The following is a 23,260-nucleotide window of genomic DNA, read 5'->3' on the forward strand; positions in this document are numbered from 1 at the left end:
TGCATGCGAACCAGTTTGAAATTACTTGTCCTGTTTGCCGTTGCTGTTGCTGCCGCACTGCTGTTGCGTGACTCCAGCGGCTATTTCATGGTCGTGACCGGTGACGAGCGTCGCACTATTTCGCTTGCGGCCGGCCTGGTCTTTATTGTTATTGCATTCTTTCTTTTTTATTTGGTATTTCGTTTTATCGGTTTCCTGATGGACGCGCCTACCCGCGTCCGAAACTGGAACCAGCGCCGGCATACCCGCAAGGACTATGATCTGCTTGAACGCGGTTGGGTGGAGTTGCTTGAAGGCCGAAGCAGCCCGGCGGAAAAAGACCTGACGCGCCTGCTTAATCGCAGTCGTGATAGTGGCAGGCAGGCGCTGGCCAGCCTGGCCGCTGCCAAGGCTGCGCATAACCAGTCGCGCTATGCCGAACGGGATGCCTTGTTGCTGACTGCCCAGTCCAAAGCCCGCGGCAACCCCAGGATGCAGGATGCCGCTACCACCATCCGCGCCGAGATGCTGCTGGAGCAGGGCGAAGCAAAACAGGCGCTGGCGTTGCTCGAGCCGCTGGCAAAAGCCGGTGGGGCTAATCAGGATCATATCCAGAAGCTGCTTCTTCGTGGGTATAAGCAGATCGGCAACCAGGATAAATTGCTGCAGGTTGCCCGTGCATTGAATAAAAAAGGGACGATCGATTCGTTCGAAGGTCAGCGGCTGATTGAACACGCCGGCGCTGCCGTCATGCAGGCGACGACACGCGACAGCTGGACCAACACCTGGAAGTCTTTCAGTAGCGCTGAAAAGACCATGCCGCTAATTGCGCTGGCTGCCGCCGAGAAAGCGCAGTCTGCGGGCCATCCCGATACGGCCGGACAGATCCTGGAAGCCTCGTTGCGCGAGAACATTGATGCGCGCCTGCTCAATGCCTATGTTCAGTGTCCGGCTGAGCAGGTCAATGCCCGTTTGACCAAAGCACAGAAATGGCTGGAGAAAGACGAAAATAATCCCGACCTGCTCAATGCCCTGGGCTTTCTGTGCCTGGCTGCGCAGCTGTGGGGACAGGCTGAACGCTACCTCACACGCAGCCTGAAATTGCGAGAAGATCCGCGCACCCATACTTTGCTTGGCGCATTGTATGATCGTCTGGGCAAGCCGGCCGATGCGGTCAAACACTGGCGCTTTGCGTCGGCTTCGATTTCCATGTTGCCCACGGTTGCCGGAGAAAAGTATCTACCAGCAGCCGATACGCGCCTGGATCCTGATGGGCCTCCAGATCGCAAGCGCGCAGACGAGCCCGCCGAGGCGGCTCAGAGCGAAGGCGCGAGCGGAAAAACCATTTATGCCAAACGGCCGGAAGCCGATGATGAGTACTTTGACAGCGCTCCCATTCCAGGAATCCGGGTGGATGAAGTGAATGAAAAATCGTAACCACAGTAACCAGAAGAGTTGACTATGAGCTTGAAAAATGTACCGGCCGGTTCCAAGACGCCGGAAGAATTCAATGTTGTAATTGAAATTCCGATGAATGCCGATCCGGTTAAATACGAAGTTGATAAAGACACAGGCGCAATCTTTGTCGATCGATTCATGATGACCGCCATGCATTATCCCTGCAATTATGGCTATATTCCCGATACGCTGTCTGACGATGGTGATCCGGTGGATGTGCTGGTCATTACGCCTTTTCCGATAGCCGTCGGCTCTGTGATCAAGTGCCGCGCGCTTGGCGTGCTGCAGATGGACGACGAGGCCGGTGGAGACGCTAAGCTGCTGGCGCGTCCGGTAGACAAGCTCTATCCTCCGTATAGCACCATTAATTCCCACACTGATTTGCCGGAACAGGAATTGCAGCGCATTCAGCATTTCTTTGAGCACTACAAAGACCTGGAAAAGGGCAAATGGGTCAAGGTAAAAGGCTGGGAAGGGATCGATGCCGCACATGCTGAAATCACCAGCAGTATCGAACGATTCCAGAAGGGATAGCCCACTGCCTGGCTTTGTGGCTATTTTTGAATAAGGGCTCGGCAGTACCTGACCGGGCCCTTTTTTTGACGTCAGACACGGGGCCGTCGGCGCCGTTGTCGTGCAATATCAGCGTTATCAATATAAACAAGACTATTCAAAGAGACTGTTATGACATATGTATTTCCTGCTCCCGAGGTTGTTTCCCTGCCTGTCGCCGATAGCGACGCGCGTTTTCCTGTGCGTCGCGTGTACTGTGTAGGTCGCAATTACGCCGAGCATGCAAAGGAAATGGGTTTTACCGGCAGGGAAGATCCGTTTTTTTTCTGCAAGCCGGCCAATGCGTTGTTGCCGATAGCCGATGGCGAGACCGGCCAAATGCCGTATCCATCCAAGACCGCCAATCTGCATTATGAAATGGAGTTGGTGGTAGCAATCGGCAAGGCCGGTAAGGACGTTACCGTTGAGGAAGCCGCACAGATGGTTTACGGCTACGCGCTAGGACTGGATATGACGCGCCGCGACCTGCAGGGCGAGGCAAAAAAGCAAGGAAGACCATGGGAAGTGGGTAAAGCGTTTGATCTGTCCGGCCCGATCGGGCCAGTGCATCCGGCGGCAACAGTCAGCAATATTGACACGGCTGCGATTTCGCTGGATGTCAACGGGCAGACTCGCCAGAGCAGCACGATCGCGTCGCTGATCTGGTCCATCCCGGAATCAATTGCCTACTTGTCCGGACTTTTTGAGCTGCAGCCCGGCGACCTGATCTTTTCGGGCACGCCTGAAGGCGTAGGCGCAGTTAATGTGGGCGACGAGCTGGTCGGCAAAGTCGATGGACTCGGGCAACTCAAAGTGAAGATTGTCTGATATCCGTAATGTCGTTGGTTCCTTAGGCAGGACAGCATGCATGCCGGACGTACTCCGGATGCGCTGTCCTGACAGGCCGCAGACGCCCCCCTTGAAATGCCGTTTTCAGGTGCCGCTGCAACAATTATTCCTTCTGATCCGGTCCAAAACGTTAAATAATAAGACACCGGTAAATCTTCGTATTCAGTCTTTTGCAAGGTAAATCAAACAGATACCTGTCATGCACCAGTATCTGAAAAATTGCAAATGTTACAAATACAAGCACTTTATAGTCGTTCTGTAATGACCTTTAGCCCGAAAGTGCGAATAATGGTTTGTACTGATTTCGCAATTCAAATAAAGAGGTTAAGTCATGAAACTCAATACGACACGATCCATGGTTTTGACAGCGATGTTCGCCGGACTGTTAGGCTTGGCAGGATGTGACCAGGGGGGTGATGAGGCATCGCCGGAAACACCGGGAGCACCGTCCGAGACACCGGGAGCCGCTTCTGAAACACCGGAAACCCCGGCTCCTGCTCCTGAGACCTCACCATCGGAGTCTGATGCTGCGCCTGAAGCTCCATCATCAGAAGCCCCGGCACCGGAAGCCCCTTCATCAGACGCACCTTCGTCTGAAGCACCTGCATCTGGCAGCCAACCACAATAAATAAGGAGTCAATCATGAAACTTCATACCACACGAACGCTTGTGTTGACAGCAGCCATGGCCGCCATGCTCGGCCTGGCAGGTTGCGACAATGGTGATGCGCCTGATCCGGAAACACCGGGAACAACGTCGGACGCGCCGGCGGCCACTCCTGCGCCAGACGCTGATCCAGCGGCACCCGCAGATTCTGGAACAACACCTGCGCCTTCTACCGAAGCGCCGGATTCTGGCGGCAGCCAGCCACAATAACCGTAAGGTATCGCATGAATTTGAACAAGACACGTTCAGCGGTGCTGGCTGCCTTACTGGCCGGCGTGGTTGGTCTGGCCGGCTGCGACAAGGGCGCCGAGGAATCGGCTCCCGAGACACCTGCAGCGACGTCGGAAGCTCCGGCCGCCGAGCCGACAGCGCCTGCACAGTCGGAACCGGCGCCAGCTGATTCCGATACGGCCGAACCTGCTCAGACGACCGAACCGGCTGAGACGGCTGAGCCTGCCGAGGCACCGTCTTCTGCCAGTGAAACCCCGGCGCCGGCTACAGAGTCTTCGGCTGCCGTCACGGACGACAGCAGTCTGCCACAAACTTGCCAGGACTATTTCAAGAAAGCAGAGGAAATGGTGATGAAGGCGGGTGCATCGGCTGACCAGATGAACCAAATGATTGACGAGCAGCGCAAGCAAATGGCTGCAATCGGTGATCAAGCTCAACTGGAGTCTAGCTGCAAGCAGGCGCTGGATATGCTGGAGCAGCAAGAACAAAATACAACGCAATAATGACTGTGTGCAACCTCTCTCGGTTGCTGCAGTAAAGCGACGATGGAGTTTTTGCAAAGTCACTCCATCCTGACTACTCTCTCTGGGCGATTCAACAAGATCCTTGTTGGTCGCTTTTTTTTGTCGGTCCAAATAAGGCAAAGCGGTCGCGACATCATGCCGCGGCCGCCGCTGCGCTGATAACGCCTGGGCGTTATGCGTTTTTCAAGCAGTCGCTCATGAATGTCTTGCGGTCCTGGCCGGACAGTGATTTGGCTTTGGCGCTTCTTGAACAATCGACCATGCGCTGTTGCGACGCAGACAGGGCTTTGCCGTCTTTACTTTTGCTTGTACTCAAGCATGCTTTCATGAAGGACTTGCGAGCATCACCCTGCAAGTTATTGCTTTTGGCATTGGCATTGCAGACGGCCATGCGACTTTGCTGACTGTTTTCCTTTTTTGCTGGCGTTACGGTCTGGGCCTGGGCAATTGCGCCCCATAAACTTGCAGAGAACGCTGCGGCAAAAATCGATTTACTCACGATGTTCATTTTCATTCCTTTCCAACGCGATAAAAAATCATGGGATTTAAAACGGCATGATCGGATATTCATGCTGCGCATAGCATACGCGCAAGCCACCTTTGTTGGCGAGAAAAAAATCGCAAAGTCGACAGGGATTTTTGACGGTCAGAACACGCAATGGTGCGAATGTGCGTACAGATTCGCACGGTGTCGGCGGCAAAAAAATACCTTCCGCCAAGGAAGGTATTTTTGGTGAGCTCGATGCTTATTTTTTCATCATGTCAAAGAATTGATCATTGTTCTTTGTGGATTTTATCTTGTCCAGAATAAATTCCATTGACTCGACCTCGTCCATATCGTGGATGAACTTGCGCAGAACCCAAACGCGTTGCAGTTTCTCGGGTTTCATCAGCAGTTCTTCGCGACGGGTACCCGATTTATTCAGGTTGATCGCCGGGTAGATCCGTTTTTCAGCCAGACGGCGCTCAAGATGAACCTCGCAGTTACCGGTACCCTTGAATTCTTCGTAGATGACTTCATCCATGCGGCTGCCGGTCTCAATCAGGGCAGTGCCGATAATGGTGAGCGAGCCGCCTTCTTCAATGTTACGGGCCGCGCCAAAAAACCGTTTGGGGCGCTGTAAGGCATTGGCGTCAACACCACCGGTCAGCACTTTGCCAGAAGAGGGTACGACCGTATTGTAGGCTCGCGCCAGGCGGGTAATGGAATCGAGCACAATGACCACGTCTTTTTTCAGTTCGACCAGGCGCTTGGCTTTTTCGATCACCATTTCGGCAACCTGTACGTGACGGGTAGCCGGCTCATCAAAGGTGGAGGCGACCACTTCACCGCGTACGGTGCGTGTCATCTCTGTGACCTCTTCTGGGCGTTCGTCAACCAGCAAGACAATCAGCGTGGCATCGGGGTAGTTGGTCGTAATGGAATGGGCAATATGCTGCATCATGACCGTTTTACCCGATTTCGGGCTGGCCACGATCAGGGCGCGCTGGCCTTTGCCGATAGGAGAAAAAATATCCAAGATACGGCCAGTGTTGTTTTCTTCGCTTTTGATTTCGCGTTCAAGAATCAGTGGGTCGTCCGGGTGCAGGGGCGTCAGGTTCTCGAACATGATGCGGTGTTTCATCAATTCAGGCGAGACGCCATTGACGTTTTCTACTTTGACCAGGGCAAAATACCGCTCGCCGTCCTTGGGTACACGCACTTCACCTTCGATCGAATCACCGGTGTGAAGATTGAAGCGGCGGATTTGCGAAGGGGAAATGTAGATGTCGTCGGTGCTGGCAAGGTAGGAAGTTTCCGGGGAGCGAAGAAAGCCAAAGCCATCGGGTAGCACTTCCAGCACGCCGTCCCCAAAGATTTGTTCCCCCATTTTTGCGCGGCGCTTCATGATGGCAAACATCAATTCCTGCTTGCGGAAGCGGTTGGCGTTTTCGATTTCCAGGCCAGCAGCCATTTCGAGCAGCTGCGACACATGCAGTGCCTTTAATTCATTAAGGTGCATTATTTATGAGTAAGGATAGATAAGATTGAAATAAGAGTCATGGCGGCGGGCTGACGAATGAGCCCGCGCGAGAAAAATAACTTAAATGGATTCGTCGATGAACCCGGTAAGCTGGGTTTTGTTGACTGCGCCGACTTTGGTTGCAACTGCTTCGCCATTTTTGAAAACCATCAGCGTCGGAATTCCCCGAATGCCGAATTTGGCGGCAACTTCAGGGTGATCCTGGACGTCAACCTTGACGACCTGAATACGACCTTCATAGTCGCGGGCAGCCTCTTCCAGCAAAGGCGCGATGGCCTTGCAGGGGCCACACCAGGGGGCCCAGTAGTCTACCAGCACCGGCAGCTCCGACTTGAGCACTTCGGCTTCAAATGTTTTTTCGGTTGCGTGTTTGATTAGATCGCTCATAATGTTTCAGGTGACAGTCGTCAAGAATAATCAGAAATGGAATATAACGTATTTGGAAGACCTCATTTTGAGGTCGATCAAAGCGGATAGGTTTGATATGAGCTGCAACGGAATGGATTTTTCAGTTTGAATTCCGAAGCCGGCGTATGGGGCCGGGCCAGTCAAGGAAAGGGTACTCCTGAAAGGCAAACAGCAGCCAAATGCGTCTGTAGTTAAATGTAAGAATACCATTTATCGATAAAGATTGTCGATAAGCGTGATTAATAGGCGACAAAAAACGCTTTGAACACGTAAAATGTCTGTTTTTTTGAACAGTATTGAGAAAAACACGTGGCCGCTAAGCAAAGCTATGACGAAGCATCCATCCGGGTCCTGAAGGGACTGGAGCCCGTGCGCGAACGCCCGGGCATGTACACCCGTACGGAAAATCCCCTACATATCATCCAGGAGGTGATCGACAACGCCGCCGATGAATCCCTGGCCGGTTTCGGCCGGCAAATTATCGTTACCGTAAATACTGACAGTAGTGTGACGGTAGAAGATGACGGTCGAGGCATTCCTGTGGGTATGCATCCCGACGAAAAAGCCCCTGTCGTAGAGATCGTCTTTACCCGCCTGCATGCCGGGGGCAAGTTCGACAAAAAAGCGGGTGGCGCCTACGCGTTCTCAGGCGGTCTGCATGGCGTCGGGGTGTCTGTGACCAATGCCTTGTCGACCCGGATGGAGGTGACGGTCTGGCGCGACAGCAGCGAATACCAACTGGTATTTGCTGATGGCGGGATGGTAGAGACGCCGTTGACGCGGCGGGGCGATGCGGTGCCACGCAAGAAAACCGGCACACGGGTACGGATCTGGCCGGATTCCAAATATTTTGACACGGCCCAGATCCCGATGAGCGAGCTACTGCGTTTGCTGCGAAGCAAAGCCGTGCTGATGCCCGGGGTTACCGTCCTTCTGAATAACGAAAAAACCGGCGAGCAAAAAAAATGGCTTTATGAACGCGGGCTGACCGGTTATCTGACCGAGTCGCTGGCAGGTGATGAACTGCTGGTGCCAGTATTTGCCGACAGTCAGTATGCCGATAAGTCGCATGAATATTTTGCCGACGGTGAGGGCGCCGAATGGGCGGTAGCCTGGACCGCCGAAGGGCAGGTGGTGCGCGAATCGTATGTCAACCTGATCCCGACCTCTGCCGGTGGGACACACGAATCGGGCTTGCGTGAAGGTCTTTATACGGCGCTCAAAAGCTTTATTGAAATGCACAATCTGCTGCCCAAAGGCATCAAGCTGCTGCCCGAAGATGTGTTTTCCCGCGCCAGCTTTGTGCTCTCGGCCAAAGTCCTGGATCCGCAGTTTCAGGGGCAGATCAAAGAGCGTCTGAACAATCGCGATGCCGTGCGGCTGGTTGGCGGTTTTGCTAAAACCTCTTTTGAGCTGCGTCTGAACAGCAATGTGGAAGCCGGCAAGAAACTGGCAGAGCTGGCAATCCGGCAGGCACAGGTTCGCACCCGTTCTGCGCAGAAAGTCGAAAAGCGCAAGAGTTCGGGCGTGGCGGTCTTGCCGGGCAAGCTGACCGATTGCGAATCGTCTGATAGTACCCGCACCGAAGTGTTTCTGGTCGAGGGCGACTCTGCAGGTGGTTCCGCAAAAATGGGTCGCAACAAAGAGTTCCAGGCCATCCTGCCGTTGCGCGGCAAGGTGCTCAATGCCTGGGAAGTGGACAAAGACCGCCTGTTTGCCAACAACGAAATTCACGATATTGCAGTTGCGATTGGCGTGGACCCGCACGGCTCCAACGACAATCCCGATTTGTCGGGGCTGCGCTATCGGCGTATCTGTATTCTTTCCGATGCCGACGTCGACGGCTCGCACATCCAGGTATTGCTGCTGACCTTGTTTTATCGCCATTTTCCCAGGTTGGTCGAAAATGGATTTGTATTTATTGCCAAACCGCCCTTATTCCGGGTAGACGTCCCGGCGCAGGGTAAACGCCCCGCACGTAAGCTGTATTGCCTGGATGAATCAGAGCTGGAAGCGGTCCAGGAAAAACTGGTGAAAAAGGATGGCGTTAAACCTGCCAGTCTGAGTATCAGCCGCTTCAAAGGCCTGGGCGAAATGAGTGCCGAACAGCTGTGGGAAACAACAATGAACCCGGACACCCGGCGTCTGTTGCCCGTGGGATATGGCGAATTGACATCTGAAGAAACCAAAAAGATGTTCAATATGCTGATGGGTAAAGGCGAGTCTGCGCAGCGACGCAGTTGGCTCGAAGACAAAGGTAATTTAGCGGAAGTGGATGTGTAATGAGTGATCAAGACCAGACGGACCTGTTTGAAGCAGAACCTGCCGACGACGAAACCATCACCTTGGGCCTGTATGCCGAGCAAGCGTATCTGGACTACGCAGTCTCGGTCGTGCGCGGCCGCGCGCTGCCCGATGTCGGCGATGGGCAAAAACCCGTGCAGCGACGCATTTTGTATGCGATGAGCGAAATGGGCCTGCGGGCTGGCGCCAAGCCAGTCAAGTCGGCCCGGGTTGTCGGTGATGTACTGGGCAAATTCCATCCGCATGGCGACCAGGCCGCTTACGATGCGCTGGTGAGGATGGCGCAAGACTTCACATTGCGTTATCCGCTTATCGAGGGGCAGGGCAATTTCGGTTCGCGCGATGGCGATGGCGCCGCCGCAATGCGGTATACGGAAGCGCGCCTGACGCCTATTGCCGATGTACTGCTTGGTGAAATTGACGAGGGCACGGTCGACTTCGTACCCAATTATGATGGCAGCCAGCAGGAGCCACAAATGCTGCCTGCGCGTCTGCCTGTCATGTTGCTCAATGGCGCCTCGGGTATCGCTGTGGGAATGGCAACTGAAATTCCTTCGCACAATCTGCAGGAAGTGGCGACCGCAGCTGTGAGTTTGTTGCGCCATCCGCGCATGAGCGATGAGGAACTGTATACGCTGATTCCTGGTCCCGACTTTGCCGGCGGCGCGCAAATCATCACGCCGGCCAGCGATATCGCGGCCATCTATTCCTCTGGTCGAGGCTCGCTCAAGGCAAGGGCGCGCTGGGAGTTTGAAGAGATGGCGCGTGGCCAGTGGCAACTGGTTGTCACGGAGCTGCCACCCAATACCTCGGGCCAGAAAGTGCTGGAGGAAATCGAGGAAATCACCAATCCCAAAGTGCGGGCCGGCAAAAAGGCGCTGACCCCCGATCAGCAGACAAATAAATCTGCCATGCTGGCCATGCTTGATGCCGTGCGTGATGAATCGGGGCGGGAGGCTTCGGTTCGGCTGGTGTTCGAGCCCAAGTCCTCGCGCATCGATCGCAACGAATTTGTCAATTTGCTGCTGGCGCAGACCAGTATGGAAGGCACGGTATCGGTCAACCTGGTTTGCATTGGCATCGATGGTCGTCCGCGGCAACGCAATTTGCGTACCGTACTTGAAGAATGGTTGCAGTTCCGTACTCAGACTGTCACACGCCGTACGCGGCATCGTCTGGACAAGGTCATCGATCGCATCCATGTGCTGGAAGGCCGCATGCTGGTGTATCTGAATGTGGATGAAGTGATCCAGACCATCCGCGAGTCTGATGAGCCCCGCGCTGCCCTGATGGAGCGTTTCTCGCTGAGCGAGAGACAGGCCGAAGACATTCTCGAAATGCGCCTGCGCCAGTTGGCCAGGCTCGAAGGGTTCAAGATTGAACAGGAGCTCAATGACAAGCGTGATGAAGAGAAGAAACTGCAGGAGCTGCTGGACAACCCGTCGGCACTCAAACGTATGATCGGCAAGGAAATTGAAGCTGACGCAAAAAAATATGGCGACCCGCGGCGTACTGTCATTCAGGAGGCAGAACGGGCCGTGCTGGAAACGCGCGTCGTACAGGAACCGGTTACGGTGATTGTGTCGGAAAAAGGCTGGCTGCGCTCACGCCAGGGGCATGGGCATGACCATACCCAGTTTGGCTTTAAAACCGGTGATCGCATGTACGCGGCCTACGAATGTCAGAGCACCGATACACTGATTGCAGTGGGCAGCAACGGACGCGTCTATTCCGTGGCGGTCGCAACGCTTCCTTCTGCACGCGGCGATGGTCAGCCCATTACCACGATGGTCGATCTGGCACGTGGAACCCAGATCACGCATTTCATTGCGGGTGCCGCGGATAGCCGCTGGCTGCTGATGCAAAGCAATGGCCTGGGATTTATCACAAAGCTGTCTGATATGATAAGCCGCCAGAAAGCGGGTAAACAGTTCGTCACGCTCGAGGCTGAACAGCATTTGCTGCGTCCGATTCCGGTTTTTGCCAACAGTACGCATCTTGCCATGTACACCGCCAAAGGAAAAATCCTGATCGTGGGTCTGGGCGACGTCAAGTCGCTTGCCGGCGGTGGCCGCGGTACCCAATTGATGACGCTTGATGCCAGCGATAGCCTGGCGCAAATCATTCCGGTGGGCGAGGGCGGCATTGTGGTGTCCGGAATCTATCGCAACAAGCAAACCGAAGATACCTTGTCGCTGCAGGCGTTGACCGAATACATAGGCAAGCGCGCGCGCAAGGGGCGCCTGTTCGTAGTGCGCATGAAAAACATTACACTGCTGCCTGTCATGGCGGCAAACAAGGAGTAAAGTCGTGGGATATAAAGTGACGGTGCATCCCAGCAACCACCAATTCGAAACACAAGATGGTCAGACCATTCTGGACGCTGCGCTTGCGGCCGGCTATGTCCTGCCCTATAGCTGTCGCAGCGGCTCGTGTTCTACCTGTAAGGGCAAAGTGATGAGCGGCACGTTCGAGGCCGGCCCGGCTCCCGCACAGATCCTGTCGGCAGAGGAAATCAGCGACGGCTATACTTTGTTCTGTCAGGCGCATGCGACCAGCGACATGGATATTGAAGTGCGTGAAGTGCGAATGGCCAGCGACATCCAAATTCGCAAAATGCCGGCGCGCGTGATGGCGCTGGAGAAAAAAACCGACGACGTCATGGTAATTCGTTTGCAATTGCCCGCAACCGAGCCTTTTCGATACTACGCGGGGCAGTATATTGAGTTCATCCTGAAGGATGGCAGGCGTCGCAGTTTTTCCATGGCGACTGCACCCAATGGCACGGAACCTGTAGAATTGCACATCCGCCATCTGCCCGGCGGTGTATTTACCGACCATGTGTTTGGCGCTGGCGCTACGCAAATGAAGGTGCGTGAAATTTTGCGAGTGGAAGGACCATTGGGATCATTCTTCCTGCGTGACGATAGCGACAAGCCCGTCATCTTCCTGGCCAGCGGTACCGGTTTTGCGCCCATCAAGGCGATGATGGAACACATCATTGAAAAAGGCATTACGCGTCCTGTGACGTTCTACTGGGGCGGGCGACGCCCGCAAGATCTCTATATGAATGAGCTGGCGCAGCAGTGGGAGCGTGACCTGCCTTTCTTTACCTATGTGCCGGTCATTTCAGACGCGACGCCGGAAGATGACTGGACGGGCAGAATCGGCTTTGTGCACAAGGCCGTGATGCAGGACTATCCTGATCTGTCCGCGCATCAGGTCTACGCCTGCGGCGCGCCCATCGTGGTCAATAGTGCCCACACCGAATACACCGGTCTTTGCGGATTGCCCGAAGACGAGTTTTTTGCCGATTCGTTTACATCGGAAGCGGACGCCATTCATAACTGACGCAGCATGTGGCAACGATTGATTGAAAGAAGCGCTTCAAGTTGAAGCGCTTCTTTTTAATCCAAATCGTAGATTGAGTACTCAGGCCGAAGGGCATCCGCGGTGATTTCAAATTTTGAGCGTTTTGATGCATTTTTTGCAAATCGAGGGATAGTAAACCGCTCAGCTCATTCTTATGAAAATCTCGCAATAGCGAAAGTCTCGTCGGTGATCGAAACTTGCCGACTCGTGTTCAATGATTGGGAACGGGCGTATTGGGGTCATTAGTGTGTAGCTGCGCGCATTCCTTTACTATTTACGCCGGGGACACACGCAAACTTCAAAAGACCCCTTATAATAACGGGTTACCAAATTTTTCTTCCATTTCTTACAATGAAAGTCGCTGACATCCGCCAGAAATTCCTGCACTTTTTTGAATCGAAGGGCCACGCCATTGTGCCGTCTTCTTCATTGGTGCCGGGAAACGACCCTACCTTGCTGTTCACCAACTCCGGTATGGTGCAGTTCAAGGATGTTTTCACCGGCAAGGAAGAGCGCGCCTATTCGCGGGCGACCACCTCGCAGCGCTGTCTGCGCGCTGGTGGTAAGCACAACGACCTGGAAAACGTCGGCTATACTGCCAGGCACCACACGTTTTTTGAAATGCTGGGCAACTTCAGCTTTGGCGATTATTTCAAGCGTGATGCGATCCGCTATGGCTGGGAATTGCTCACAACCGTCTATGGCCTGCCTGCTGAAAAGCTGTGGGTGACTGTTTATCAGGAGGACGATGAGGCTTATGATATCTGGCTCAAGGAAATAGGCGTTCCCGCCGAGCGTATCATCCGTATCGGCGACAATAAGGGCGCACGCTATGCGTCCGACAATTTCTGGCAAATGGCAGATACCGGCCCTTGTGGCCCGTGTTCGGAGATTTTTTATGATCACGGACCCGATGTCTGGGGCGGCCCGCCCGGATCACCCGAGGAAGACGGCGATCGCTATATTGAAATCTGGAATCTGGTGTTCATGCAGTTCGAGCGCGATCAGCAGGGCAACATGACCCCGCTGCCACGCCCCTGTGTCGATACCGGCATGGGGCTGGAGCGTATTGCCGCCGTACTGCAGCACGTGCACTCCAATTATGATATTGATCTTTTCCAAAGCCTGATCAAGGCCGCTGCGCGCGAAACGGGCACCGAAGATCTGTCCAACAACTCGCTCAAGGTTATTGCTGATCATATTCGCGCCTGCAGTTTCATGATTGTAGACGGGGTCATTCCCGGGAATGTGGGTCGCGGCTACGTCTTGCGCCGGATCATCCGTCGCGCTCTGCGCCATGGCTATCAGTTGGGCAAATCAACGCCATTTTTCCACCAGTTGGTCAATGACCTGGTCGAGCAAATGGGTGAGGCGTATCCCGAGCTGGCCAAGGCGGCCGAACGCGTGTCTTCGGTGATCCGCCAGGAAGAAGTACGCTTCCAGGAAACCCTGGTCAATGGTATGCGCATCCTTAATGATGAGCTGTCTGCCCTTGGCAAAGATGGCGTACTCGATGGGCAGACGGCATTCCGGCTGTATGATACCTTCGGCTTTCCATTTGATCTGACCGCTGACGTTTGTCGTGAACGCGGTTTTGGTGTCGACCAGGCCGGTTACGATGAAGCGATGGCTCGCCAGAAAGCGCAAGCCAAGGCCAGCGGCAAGTTCAAGGTGGCAACCAACTTGCAATACGAAGGCGCGCAAACCCGTTTCGAAGGTTACGACCATTTGCAAACCACTGCTACCGTACAGGCCTTGTATGTTGATGGGACCGCTGTCGATGCACTCCAGGAGGGGCAGGACGCCATCATTGTGCTGGACAATACGCCTTTTTATGCCGAATCCGGCGGACAGGTCGGTGACAGCGGTGTGCTCAATGGCTTCGGTTCGGTCTTTGATGTTGTCGATACACAGAAGATCCAGGCAAATGTCTTTGGTCATCATGGCACGGTCAGCCTGGGTAGCATCAAGGTCGGCGACCAGGTGCAGGCGCAGGTCGACGCCGACAGGCGTCAGGACACCATGCGCAATCACTCGGCCACGCACCTGTTGCACAAGGCGCTTAAGCAGGTGTTGGGCGAACATGTACAGCAGCGCGGCTCGCTGGTTGATCCGGACAAAACCCGCTTTGACTTTTCCCATGGCGCGCCGGTAAGCGCCGCGCAGATTCAGCAAGTCGAAGCCATTGTCAATAATGAAGTGCTGGCCAATAATGAGGTGGCCTCGCGCATCATGTCGTTCGACGACGCAGTAGCCGGTGGCGCCATGGCGTTGTTCGGTGAAAAGTATGGCGACAGCGTCAGGGTGCTGGATATCGGTTTTTCGCGCGAACTGTGTGGCGGCACCCACGTGGTGCGCACAGGCGATATCGGCCTGTTCAAGATCGTCTCCGAAAGTGGCGTGGGCGAGGGCGTGCGCCGTGTCGAGGCCATTACGGGGCACAATGCATTGGGCTGGGTGCAGGATCTTAATACATCGGTTCAGCAGGCCGCTGCCGTACTGAAAAGCAACCCAGCAGATTTGGTAGAAAGAACCCGCCTGCAACAGGAACAATTGCGTGCGGCAGAAAAGGAAATGGATCGCCTCAAGGCCAAGCTGGCCGCGGCATCCAGCGCAGACCTCTCAGCCCAGGCTGTGCAGGTCAAGGGAGTTCATCTATTGGCCGCTGTCATTCCAAACGCGGATCCCAAGTCGCTGCGCGGTTTGATCGACAATCTGAAGAACACGCTCAAGAGCGCGATTGTCCTTCTTGCAACCGAAAGCGGCGGTAAAATCAGTGTGGCGGCAGGCGTGACGAACGATCTGACCGGTAAGCTCAAGGCCGGCGATCTGGTCGCTCATGTGTCTGCGCAAATCGGCGGCAAAGGCGGCGGACGTCCCGACATGGCCATGGGCGGCGGCACAGATACGGCGGCGTTGCCCGGCGTTGTGGCCGGTGTTCAGGAGTGGGTTCAGGCGCGGTTGTAACCGCAGCGGTTAAGCGCCCCAGTGTCGTTTCCGGTTTGCCTGGCCCAACGGTACGGTTACGGTCAATGTGAATCAATGGGTGTGAAGGGTAGGCTCACGCCAACGGCAAGCTGTGCGGCGGCGGGACTGCCGAACAAAAAAAGGATTGCTATGTCAGAAGATGTTGCGTTTGTACAAGTGGTTGATGCGTCGGGTCTGACCTGTCCGCTACCCATATTGCGGGCAAAAAAGGCGCTGGCAACCATACAAAGCGGCGAGGTACTGAAAATTATCACGACCGACCGTAATGCGATTCGGGATTTCCAGGCGTTTTCCAAACAGACGCACAATCCGCTATTGTCGCAGGAAGAAACCGAAACGGGTGCTGTGCATTACCTGCAACGGCGCTAAACCTGTTGTTTTAATTCGGTTTTTCAGGCTGGTTGGTGGAATTTTCTTGGCAGCGGGTGGCAATTGGTGCTATCATCTTCTGTTTTAAGAATTCCTGAACTCATTCACAAAGGTCTACCTATGGTGGTTATTCGTCTTGCCCGCGGTGGCTCAAAAAAACGTCCGTTCTATAATCTGGTTGCTGCCGATTCGCGCAACCGTCGCGACGGTCGTTTCATTGAGCGCGTCGGCTTTTACAATCCTGTTGCCAAAGAAGGCACAGAAGCCCTGCGCATCGCATCTGACCGCGTTACATACTGGGTTGAAAATGGCGCTCAGCTGTCTCCCGCCGTTGCACGTCTGGTTAAAGAGCACTCAGCAAAAGTAACCAACGCTTAAATTCAAAGCGTTCAAAGCGGCTTTATTCAAAAGCGGATTTTGCTTGAAGCTTAAGGTTTGCTTTTGAATCAAGCGTCGGCGTTACTTGATGCCTGTGCCAAACGGGTAAAAGTACTGGCTCTGGCCCTGGCTTCATGCCGGGGCTTTGCCATTTGTGCTGCATGTATTGGTGCTTATGCGGTCGCGCTTGATGTTGTCGCGTGTGTGCCGATTCGCTTACGCTGATCCTGTTACGCCTTCCGGTTTATATTACCTCGTTTGCACCTTCTCTACAGGCATGGTTCGTGGCATTATGCGGATACCGTGCAAGGCATCGAGTCCCCATGCCCAGATGGGTCCAGTTCCGAGCAAGGGCAGGACGGGCGGGGTGGATGCGGCCTGTCGCGATCGCGCTGGCGGGCATTTCTTTTTTGTCTTACATTTGAATTTTATTGTCTGGAGCTGGAATGAGCGCGGTACCTGAAGATCTGGTCGAGCTTGGTCGCATTGTGTCTGCCTATGGCGTCAAAGGGATGGTGAAAATACAGCCCTATTCGGACGATCGCAGCGCCTTGCTGGATATCGAGCAGTGGTGGCTGGCGCGCGTCTCGCCCCGCGACGGCAAATTGTTGTCTGCCTATCAGCCGGTCAGTGCAAAACGGGTGCGCGAGCAGGGTGCCGACCTGGTGGCTGCGCTCGATGGTGTGGATAATCGCGATCAGGCCGAAGCCATGAAGGGGACATCGGTATTTGCATCGCGCAGCCAGTTTCCTTCGGCGCCCGACGATGAATACTACTGGGTTGACCTGATCGGCTGCCAGGTTTTTCTTCAAGACAGTGACCAGCTCGCGGGCATTGTCCTGGAGGTGATGGATAACGGCGCGCATGGTGTCTTGCGTATAGCGCGGCATCAGGCTGATGCCCATGGCCAGCCAGTACCCATTGCCGACGCCAGGGGTCGTGTCCAGGAATGGTTGGTGCCTTTCGTCAGCGAGCACGTTCCACAAGTGGATATCGCGGCGCGCCGCATTGTTACCTGCTTTCCATTGGACTTCTGATGCGGTTCGACGTTATCACGCTGTTTCCAGAATTGTTCACTGCGGTGAGCGATTCTGGTGTTACGGGGCGGGCGCATCGGCAGGGCATCTGGTCTCTCAATACGTGGAATCCCCGAAACTACACGACAGATGTACACCACACAGTAGATGATCGACCCTATGGCGGGGGGCCGGGCATGGTGATGCTCAGCCAGCCGCTGGAGAGCGCCTTAATGGCCGCACGCGCGCATCAGCAGGCCCAGGGACTGTCGCCATTGCCCGTTATCCTGATGAGTCCGGTGGGCCGACGCTTTGATCAAAGCGCTGCCCAGGTGCTAGCTGCCCGACCGGGTGCGGTGTTACTTTGCGGCCGCTACGAGGGTATTGACCAGCGATTTATTGATCAATATGTCGATGAAGAAATCTCCCTTGGTGATTTCGTGCTTTCGGGCGGGGAAATCCCTGCCATGGCGGTCATGGACGCAGTGGTCAGATTGCTGCCGAGCGTGCTGCATACAGCAGATTCGGCAATTCAGGATTCGTTCCAGCCGTCATTGTCCGGCTTGCTGGACAGTCCACATTACACGCGTCCCGAATTGTTCAATGGGGTACCGGTGCCATCCGTTCTCTCTTCGGGTCACCACAAGAATATTGCGCGCTTCAGGCGTGAAGCCTCGCTTGCGCTGACGGCCCGTCGCCGCCCGGATCTGATCGCTGCTGCCCGGCAAAACGGCTGGTTGACCCGCGAAGATGAGGCATTTTTGCAAACGCTGGCGCCGACCCAGTAGCGGACAGGCCGCCAGTGAGTCCTTCAGCCTGTAGACCGCTAACGGGCAGTTCTGAAACGGACACTCATGAAGCGGGCAGGGTTTTTGCGGCTGGCTATTGTTGCCTGTATTACTATTGCTTAGTCAACTATTTTTTTGCAGATTCATTGGCAGCAGGCCAGGCAACAGGCGTTGCTGAAAGCCTGATGCAGTCCATGCATGTCTGCCAATCCCTTTTTTGTGCGTCGACAGTGTTGCGGCGCCAGACTCTTGCGAGGTTGTTGTGATTCCATTTTCCGTATTAGATCTGTCTCCCGTCAACGAAGGAGAAACGACCCGGGAAGCGTTGCATCATTCGCTGGCCCTTGCCCAGACTGCCGAGAAATACGGTTATCGCCGTTTCTGGATGGCCGAGCACCACAATATGCCCGGAATTGCCAGTGCGGCGACCTCGGTTGCGCTGGGGTTTATTGCCGGCGGCACCCAATCGATCCGGGTCGGTTCCGGTGGCGTCATGCTGCCCAATCATTCACCGCTGGTCATTGCCGAGCAATTCGGTACGCTGGCTTCGCTGTATCCCGATAGGATTGATCTGGGCCTCGGGCGCGCCCCGGGTACGGACATGACGACAGCACGGGCGCTGCGCCGCGATATCCATGCTGCCGCAGAACGATTCCCGGAAGATGTCCAGGAATTGCAGGCGTATTTTGAGGATGAGCGGCCGGGTCAGGCGGTTCGGGCTGTGCCCGGCACTGGTTTGCGTGTTCCCTTGTGGCTGCTCGGATCCAGTTTGTATAGCGCACAGCTGGCGGCTCATCTGGGTCTGCCTTTTGCGTTTGCCTCGCATTTTGCACCGACTGACCTGATGCCGGCCCTGTCGGTCTATCGCACCATGTTCCGGCCTTCTGCCTACTTGGAAAAACCCTATGCGATGGCCTGTATTAACGTTATCGCAGCCGATACCGACGAAGAGGCGCGCTTTCAATATACCTCGATGCAGTTGGCATCGGTTCAGTTATTCCGCGGCAAGCCAGGCAAAATGCCACGGCCGGTAGATAATCTGGATGACCTGGTCACGCCCATGGAAAAGGCCGGTGTCGAACAGAAACTGGCGTATTCGATGGTGGGTGCTCCGGCAACAGTGCAAAATGGCATTGAGCGCTTCATTGAGGCAACGGGCGTCAATGAGCTGATGATTACCTCGCGAATCTACGATGTGCAGGCCAGGCTCAGGTCGCTGGAGCTTACCGCGCCATTATTCAATCCGAACGCCCGGGCCGAGTCGGCTTAGCCCTGCGGACTGTTATTTTCTTTTTTTATGTGCGTTGCAGCAACGATTTTACCGACACGCACCAAATTGGTGCGTTTGTTGGGTGAAAGTTGTGCTCTGCACTAAATATTTGGCTACGGGCTATTTTCACTTGAATTTAAAGCGTGTATGATTTAAGTATCTACGTGCGTTTCAATTCACGGGTCTTAGCATCTTGATTTTTAAGAAAAAATCTCTATATAACTCGTATTGAAACGTAAATAACTCTTGCCTTTCTTAGGGTTTTCCATCACACTATATGGCTATGGTCACTAAAGTTCTTTTTGTATGCATGGGCAATATTTGTCGCTCTCCCGCTGCGGAGGGGGTCTTTCGTCGCCTTGTCGAAGAGGCGGGCTTGCAGGACTCCATTACGACGGATTCGGCCGGAACTCAGGACTACCATATTGGTGATCCTCCGGATGGTCGTGCCCAGCTCGTGTCAAGAAAGCGCGGCTACGATATTTCCCAGTGCCGCGCTCGCCAGGTCACTCCCAATGATTTCAAGGAGTTTGACCTGATTCTTGCAATGGATTGGGATAATCTTTCGTATCTGCAGCAAATTTGTCCAAAACCGCAGCAGCATAAACTCATGCTGCTGATGCGATTTGCCAACGATTACGAAGAGGCGACTGTGCCAGACCCGTATTATGGGGGTCTGGACAGTTTCACGCGCATGCTCGATTATCTCGAAGACGCCTGCCAAGGCGTATTCGAAATAATCAGTAAACGCGTCAAGCAGTACCAGGCAGCATAACGCTGTCCTCCCGGGCTGGCCACGCGTGTGGGCGGCCGGGTTCTGCGTCGGCTCTTTCGGCCGAGGCAGCTGTCATACTCAACCAGGATAGAGTACAGCGACCGTAACGCACCAGTCGCATGCGTCTTGATCCTGCCAGAAAACAGTTTCACTCTGTTTGTCTATTTGCCCGGTTGAGTCAGACAGCCGGCTTTTCCCCTCCTGCCCATGCCGTTCGCGCAACATCTTTTATTGCATCGCATTAATCCCTAGTAATTTACTAGGGATTTTGCTATACTTGACTAAATTACTCGGTTTATTGGCAAAGGATTCGCTATGCGTCTTACTACAAAAGGTCGTTTCGCTGTTACCGCCATGATTGATCTCGCCCTGCGCCAGAATGGCGGGCCCATTACACTTGCGGCAATCAGCCAGCGACAGAATATTTCCCTGTCCTATCTTGAGCAGCTGTTCGGCAAACTGCGTCGTCACGAGCTGGTCGACAGCGTGCGTGGGCCTGGTGGTGGCTATACGCTGGCCAAGTTCGCCCGCGATATCACCATTGCAGACATTATTTTCGCCGTGGACGAGCCAATCGATGCCACCAGCTGTGGCAGCAAGACGGACTGTTCTACCGGCAAAAACGGGTCGCTCAGTGGCAAGTGCATGACGCACGACCTATGGACCCGACTAAACCGCACGGTTGTCGATTATCTGGATTCGGTTTCCCTGCAGGATCTGGTCGATCAGCAGCGCATGCGCCAGCTTGAACACCAGACCGATTCCCCGGTTGTACAAATGAAAAAAACGCCTGATGCCCTGGCATCCGTTATCGCTTAATTAGTGGAGTATAGAATGCTTAAATTACCCGTTTATCTGGACTATTCAGCGACCACCCCGGTTGATCCTGCGGTAGTTGAGAAAATGGTGCCATGGCTTTACGAAGAGTTTGGTAACCCCGCATCCCGCAGTCACTCGTTTGGCTGGACAGCAGAAGAAGCTGTTGAGAACGCAAGAAAACAAGTGGCTGACCTGGTCAATGCAGATCCGCGTGAAATCGTATGGACCTCTGGTGCTACCGAATCCAACAACCTGGCCATCAAGGGCGCAGCCAATTTCTACAAGGAACGCGGCAAGCACCTGATCACCGTAAAAACCGAGCATAAAGCCGTGCTCGATACGATGCGGGAACTGGAACGCCAAGGGTTTGAAGTTACTTACCTGAATGTGCAAGATAACGGTCTGATCGACATGGACGTGCTCAAAGCCGCCATACGCCCCGATACCGTCCTGATCTCAGTCATGTTCGTCAATAACGAAATCGGTGTTATTCAGGATATTCCTGCCATTGGCGAGCTATGCCGTGAAAAGGGCATTATCTTCCACGTCGACGCCGCTCAGGCAACCGGCAAGGTGGATATCGACCTGGCCACGCTGAAAGTGGATCTGATGTCCTTTTCGGCGCACAAGACAAACGGTCCCAAAGGAATCGGCGCGCTGTACATTCGCCGCAAACCGCGTATCCGCATCGAAGCGCAAATTCACGGTGGCGGCCATGAGCGGGGCTTCCGTTCCGGCACGTTGGCGACCCATCAGATCGTAGGCATGGGCGAAGCGTTTCGTCTGGCCAAAGAAAAAGCGCACGCCGAGAACGAACGTATCCGTGCGCTACGTGATCGCTTGTGGAACGGATTGTCCACGATCGAAGAAGTGTATCTGAATGGCGATATGGAAAAACGCGTACCACATAACCTGAACGTCAGCTTCAATTATGTAGAGGGCGAGTCGCTCATCATGGCAATCAAGGAACTGGCTGTCTCTAGCGGGTCTGCCTGTACGTCTGCCAGCCTTGAACCTTCCTATGTGCTGCGTGCGCTGGGCCGCAATGACGAACTGGCACACAGTTCCATCCGGTTCACGATAGGTCGCTTCACAACGGAAGAAGAAATCGATTACGCAGTCTCACTCATCAAGTCCCGAGTCGACAAACTTCGCGATATGTCTCCCCTTTGGGAGATGGCCAAGGAAGGCATCGATCTGAACAGTGTTCAGTGGGCAGCGCATTAACAGTTTCAGGAGAAAATATCATGGCATACAGCAACAAAGTTCTTGATCATTATGAAAATCCGCGTAACGTGGGCTCGTTTGAAAAAGGCGACGAGTCTATCGGTACCGGTATGGTTGGCGCCCCTGCCTGTGGCGACGTAATGAAGCTGCAGATCAAGGTCGGCCAGAACGGTGTGATCGAAGATGCACGTTTTAAAACCTATGGCTGCGGTTCGGCCATTGCTTCGAGCTCGCTGATCACCGAATGGGTCAAAGGCAAGACGCTGGATCAGGCCCTGGATATTCGCAATAAGCAGATTGCAGAAGAACTTGCACTGCCACCAGTCAAGATTCACTGCTCCATTCTGGCTGAAGACGCCATCAAGGCAGCGGTCCAGGATTACAAAGACAAACATACAGGTTAAGCACTATGGCAATTACCTTATCTCCGAAAGCGGCGCAGCACATTGAACGCTACCTCCAGAAGCGTGGTAAGGGGATTGGTCTGCGCCTGGGCGTGCGTACTACCGGTTGTTCTGGTATGGCGTACAAACTGGAATATGTCGACGATCCGGATACGGCTGACGAAGTGTTCGAAAGCCACGGCGTGAAGGTCTTTGTCGATGCGAAAAGCCTGCCCTATATCGATGGCACCGAGCTTGATTACGCCCGTGAGGGATTGAATGAAGGATTCAAATTCACCAATCCCAATGAAAAAGCAGCCTGCGGCTGCGGCGAATCATTTACGGTGTAAACGTGACAGAGCAGGAAGCATCGCATTTCGCGTTATTTGGATTACCCGAGCAGTTCGCCGTTTCATTGCCGGCCCTGGAACAGACATGGAAGACCGTGTCTGCCAGGGTGCATCCTGACCGTTACTCCACTGCATCGGCGGCTGAAAAGCGTGTCGCCATGCAGTGGTCTTCACGTATCAACGAAGCGTACCAGGTGCTCAAGCGCCCACTGGCACGCGCGCGCTATCTGTGCGAACTGGCCGGAGCGGATGTTGGTGCCGAAAACAATACGGCCATGGCCCCGCAGTTTCTGATGGCGCAAATGGAATGGCACGAAGAGCTCGATGCATTGCGTGACAATCCCGATGCGCAACGCGTGCGCCAGTTCCTGCACACGCTGGAGCAGGCCGAAGCGCGATTGTACGAAGAGCTGGAAACCTTGATTGACGTCGAAAAGGATATTCCGGCTGCGACGGCAAAGGTGCGCGAAGGTATGTTCATTTCAAAAATCCATCAGGACGCCAAGGCATTGCTGCGTCAACCTAAATAG

The 23,260-nt window shown here is 54.4% G+C and carries 23 protein-coding genes; 20 read left to right on the forward strand and 3 right to left on the reverse strand.

The features are described 5' to 3' along the window. The first annotated feature begins 3 nt into the window (after nt 1–3). The 5 genes from CAP48_RS10535 (at nt 4) to CAP48_RS10560 (ending at nt 4,238) form a co-directional block, all read left to right on the forward strand. Nucleotides 4–1,416: a heme biosynthesis HemY N-terminal domain-containing protein gene (locus tag CAP48_RS10535; RefSeq protein ID WP_100696245.1), complete on the forward strand. Its 1,413-nt coding sequence runs from the start codon at nt 4–6 to the stop codon at nt 1,414–1,416. 24 nt (nt 1,417–1,440) lie between these two features. After that, on the forward strand, nt 1,441–1,971 hold the full coding sequence (gene ppa / locus CAP48_RS10540; protein WP_100696247.1) for an inorganic diphosphatase: 531 nt from the start codon (nt 1,441–1,443) through the stop codon (nt 1,969–1,971). Between the two features lie 150 nt (nt 1,972–2,121). Further along, complete coding sequence (locus CAP48_RS10545) at nt 2,122–2,817, forward strand: fumarylacetoacetate hydrolase family protein (protein WP_100696249.1); 696 nt, start codon at nt 2,122–2,124, stop codon at nt 2,815–2,817. A 663-nt stretch (nt 2,818–3,480) separates the two neighbouring features. Next, a complete protein-coding gene (locus CAP48_RS10555; protein WP_100696251.1) occupies nt 3,481–3,714 on the forward strand; it encodes a hypothetical protein in 234 nt (77 codons plus the stop codon). Nucleotides 3,715–3,728: 14 nt separating this feature from the next. Beyond that, complete coding sequence (locus CAP48_RS10560) at nt 3,729–4,238, forward strand: DUF5339 family protein (RefSeq protein ID WP_100696253.1); 510 nt, start codon at nt 3,729–3,731, stop codon at nt 4,236–4,238. Nucleotides 4,239–4,431: 193 nt separating this feature from the next. Here CAP48_RS10560 and CAP48_RS10565 read toward each other — a convergent pair whose 3' ends face one another. The 3 genes from CAP48_RS10565 to trxA form a co-directional block, all read right to left on the reverse strand. Continuing rightward, complete coding sequence (locus CAP48_RS10565) at nt 4,432–4,773, reverse strand: PsiF family protein (protein WP_161495235.1); 342 nt, start codon at nt 4,771–4,773, stop codon at nt 4,432–4,434. A gap of 232 nt (nt 4,774–5,005) precedes the next feature. After that, the gene (rho, locus tag CAP48_RS10570) at nt 5,006–6,262 is read right to left on the reverse strand and encodes a transcription termination factor Rho (RefSeq protein WP_100696255.1); all 1,257 of its coding nucleotides are present in this window, start codon (nt 6,260–6,262) and stop codon (nt 5,006–5,008) included. Between the two features lie 81 nt (nt 6,263–6,343). Further along, nucleotides 6,344–6,670, reverse strand: coding sequence for a thioredoxin (trxA, locus tag CAP48_RS10575; RefSeq protein ID WP_100696257.1), 327 nt, complete (start codon nt 6,668–6,670; stop codon nt 6,344–6,346). Between the two features lie 408 nt (nt 6,671–7,078). Here trxA and CAP48_RS10580 point away from each other — a divergent pair, with 408 nt between their 5' ends. The 15 genes from CAP48_RS10580 (at nt 7,079) to hscB (ending at nt 23,260) form a co-directional block, all read left to right on the forward strand. Then, on the forward strand, nt 7,079–8,974 hold the full coding sequence (locus CAP48_RS10580; protein WP_242444460.1) for a DNA topoisomerase IV subunit B: 1,896 nt from the start codon (nt 7,079–7,081) through the stop codon (nt 8,972–8,974). Beyond that, nucleotides 8,974–11,301, forward strand: a complete 2,328-nt coding sequence (gene parC / locus CAP48_RS10585) for a DNA topoisomerase IV subunit A (protein WP_100696261.1) — start codon at nt 8,974–8,976, stop codon at nt 11,299–11,301. The genes CAP48_RS10580 and parC overlap by 1 nt, the downstream gene beginning before the upstream one ends. Before the next feature lie 4 nt (nt 11,302–11,305). Further along, nucleotides 11,306–12,346, forward strand: coding sequence for a CDP-6-deoxy-delta-3,4-glucoseen reductase (locus tag CAP48_RS10590; protein ID WP_100696263.1), 1,041 nt, complete (start codon nt 11,306–11,308; stop codon nt 12,344–12,346). Between the two features lie 372 nt (nt 12,347–12,718). Beyond that, nucleotides 12,719–15,334, forward strand: coding sequence for an alanine--tRNA ligase (alaS, locus tag CAP48_RS10595; protein ID WP_100696265.1), 2,616 nt, complete (start codon nt 12,719–12,721; stop codon nt 15,332–15,334). A gap of 150 nt (nt 15,335–15,484) precedes the next feature. After that, nucleotides 15,485–15,724, forward strand: coding sequence for a sulfurtransferase TusA family protein (locus CAP48_RS10600; protein ID WP_100696267.1), 240 nt, complete (start codon nt 15,485–15,487; stop codon nt 15,722–15,724). A 120-nt stretch (nt 15,725–15,844) separates the two neighbouring features. After that, nucleotides 15,845–16,102: a 30S ribosomal protein S16 gene (rpsP, locus tag CAP48_RS10605; RefSeq protein ID WP_100696269.1), complete on the forward strand. Its 258-nt coding sequence runs from the start codon at nt 15,845–15,847 to the stop codon at nt 16,100–16,102. Nucleotides 16,103–16,548: 446 nt separating this feature from the next. After that, nucleotides 16,549–17,139 carry a ribosome maturation factor RimM gene (gene rimM / locus CAP48_RS10610; protein WP_100696271.1) on the forward strand — a complete coding sequence of 197 codons (591 nt, stop codon included), beginning with the start codon at nt 16,549–16,551 and terminating at the stop codon, nt 17,137–17,139. Next, nucleotides 17,139–17,906: a tRNA (guanosine(37)-N1)-methyltransferase TrmD gene (trmD, locus tag CAP48_RS10615; RefSeq protein WP_100696273.1), complete on the forward strand. Its 768-nt coding sequence runs from the start codon at nt 17,139–17,141 to the stop codon at nt 17,904–17,906. Before rimM ends, trmD begins: the two co-directional genes overlap by 1 nt. Nucleotides 17,907–18,168: 262 nt before the next feature. Then, on the forward strand, nt 18,169–19,176 hold the full coding sequence (locus tag CAP48_RS10620; RefSeq protein WP_100696275.1) for an LLM class flavin-dependent oxidoreductase: 1,008 nt from the start codon (nt 18,169–18,171) through the stop codon (nt 19,174–19,176). Between the two features lie 283 nt (nt 19,177–19,459). Then, nucleotides 19,460–19,951: a low molecular weight protein-tyrosine-phosphatase gene (locus tag CAP48_RS10625; protein WP_014750521.1), complete on the forward strand. Its 492-nt coding sequence runs from the start codon at nt 19,460–19,462 to the stop codon at nt 19,949–19,951. Between the two features lie 315 nt (nt 19,952–20,266). Beyond that, nucleotides 20,267–20,770, forward strand: a complete 504-nt coding sequence (locus CAP48_RS10630; RefSeq protein WP_100696277.1) for a Fe-S cluster assembly transcription factor — start codon at nt 20,267–20,269, stop codon at nt 20,768–20,770. Between the two features lie 15 nt (nt 20,771–20,785). Further along, nucleotides 20,786–21,997: an IscS subfamily cysteine desulfurase gene (locus CAP48_RS10635; protein ID WP_100696279.1), complete on the forward strand. Its 1,212-nt coding sequence runs from the start codon at nt 20,786–20,788 to the stop codon at nt 21,995–21,997. Between the two features lie 20 nt (nt 21,998–22,017). Beyond that, a complete protein-coding gene (gene iscU, locus CAP48_RS10640; RefSeq protein ID WP_100696281.1) occupies nt 22,018–22,401 on the forward strand; it encodes a Fe-S cluster assembly scaffold IscU in 384 nt (127 codons plus the stop codon). Nucleotides 22,402–22,406: 5 nt separating this feature from the next. Next, nucleotides 22,407–22,730, forward strand: coding sequence for an iron-sulfur cluster assembly protein IscA (gene iscA, locus CAP48_RS10645; RefSeq protein WP_100696283.1), 324 nt, complete (start codon nt 22,407–22,409; stop codon nt 22,728–22,730). A 2-nt stretch (nt 22,731–22,732) separates the two neighbouring features. After that, on the forward strand, nt 22,733–23,260 hold the full coding sequence (gene hscB / locus CAP48_RS10650; protein WP_242444384.1) for a Fe-S protein assembly co-chaperone HscB: 528 nt from the start codon (nt 22,733–22,735) through the stop codon (nt 23,258–23,260).

This window comes from Advenella sp. S44, assembly GCF_002810445.1.
Classification (GTDB): domain Bacteria; phylum Pseudomonadota; class Gammaproteobacteria; order Burkholderiales; family Burkholderiaceae_B; genus Advenella.

Coding starts and splice junctions, on each gene's coding strand:
- CAP48_RS10560 (WP_100696253.1), top strand. CDS start 3,729: ATGAATTTGAACAAGACACGTTCAGCGGTGCTGGCTGCCTTACTGGCC.
- CAP48_RS10635 (WP_100696279.1), top strand. CDS start 20,786: ATGCTTAAATTACCCGTTTATCTGGACTATTCAGCGACCACCCCGGTT.
- iscU (WP_100696281.1), top strand. CDS start 22,018: ATGGCATACAGCAACAAAGTTCTTGATCATTATGAAAATCCGCGTAAC.
- iscA (WP_100696283.1), top strand. CDS start 22,407: ATGGCAATTACCTTATCTCCGAAAGCGGCGCAGCACATTGAACGCTAC.
- CAP48_RS10600 (WP_100696267.1), top strand. CDS start 15,485: ATGTCAGAAGATGTTGCGTTTGTACAAGTGGTTGATGCGTCGGGTCTG.
- ppa (WP_100696247.1), top strand. CDS start 1,441: ATGAGCTTGAAAAATGTACCGGCCGGTTCCAAGACGCCGGAAGAATTC.
- CAP48_RS10580 (WP_242444460.1), top strand. CDS start 7,079: ATGTACACCCGTACGGAAAATCCCCTACATATCATCCAGGAGGTGATC.
- CAP48_RS10630 (WP_100696277.1), top strand. CDS start 20,267: ATGCGTCTTACTACAAAAGGTCGTTTCGCTGTTACCGCCATGATTGAT.
- trmD (WP_100696273.1), top strand. CDS start 17,139: ATGCGGTTCGACGTTATCACGCTGTTTCCAGAATTGTTCACTGCGGTG.
- CAP48_RS10545 (WP_100696249.1), top strand. CDS start 2,122: ATGACATATGTATTTCCTGCTCCCGAGGTTGTTTCCCTGCCTGTCGCC.
- alaS (WP_100696265.1), top strand. CDS start 12,719: ATGAAAGTCGCTGACATCCGCCAGAAATTCCTGCACTTTTTTGAATCG.
- rimM (WP_100696271.1), top strand. CDS start 16,549: ATGAGCGCGGTACCTGAAGATCTGGTCGAGCTTGGTCGCATTGTGTCT.
- parC (WP_100696261.1), top strand. CDS start 8,974: ATGAGTGATCAAGACCAGACGGACCTGTTTGAAGCAGAACCTGCCGAC.
- rpsP (WP_100696269.1), top strand. CDS start 15,845: ATGGTGGTTATTCGTCTTGCCCGCGGTGGCTCAAAAAAACGTCCGTTC.
- trxA (WP_100696257.1), bottom strand. CDS start 6,670: ATGAGCGATCTAATCAAACACGCAACCGAAAAAACATTTGAAGCCGAA.
- CAP48_RS10625 (WP_014750521.1), top strand. CDS start 19,460: ATGGTCACTAAAGTTCTTTTTGTATGCATGGGCAATATTTGTCGCTCT.
- CAP48_RS10555 (WP_100696251.1), top strand. CDS start 3,481: ATGAAACTTCATACCACACGAACGCTTGTGTTGACAGCAGCCATGGCC.
- CAP48_RS10535 (WP_100696245.1), top strand. CDS start 4: ATGCGAACCAGTTTGAAATTACTTGTCCTGTTTGCCGTTGCTGTTGCT.
- CAP48_RS10565 (WP_161495235.1), bottom strand. CDS start 4,773: ATGAAAATGAACATCGTGAGTAAATCGATTTTTGCCGCAGCGTTCTCT.
- rho (WP_100696255.1), bottom strand. CDS start 6,262: ATGCACCTTAATGAATTAAAGGCACTGCATGTGTCGCAGCTGCTCGAA.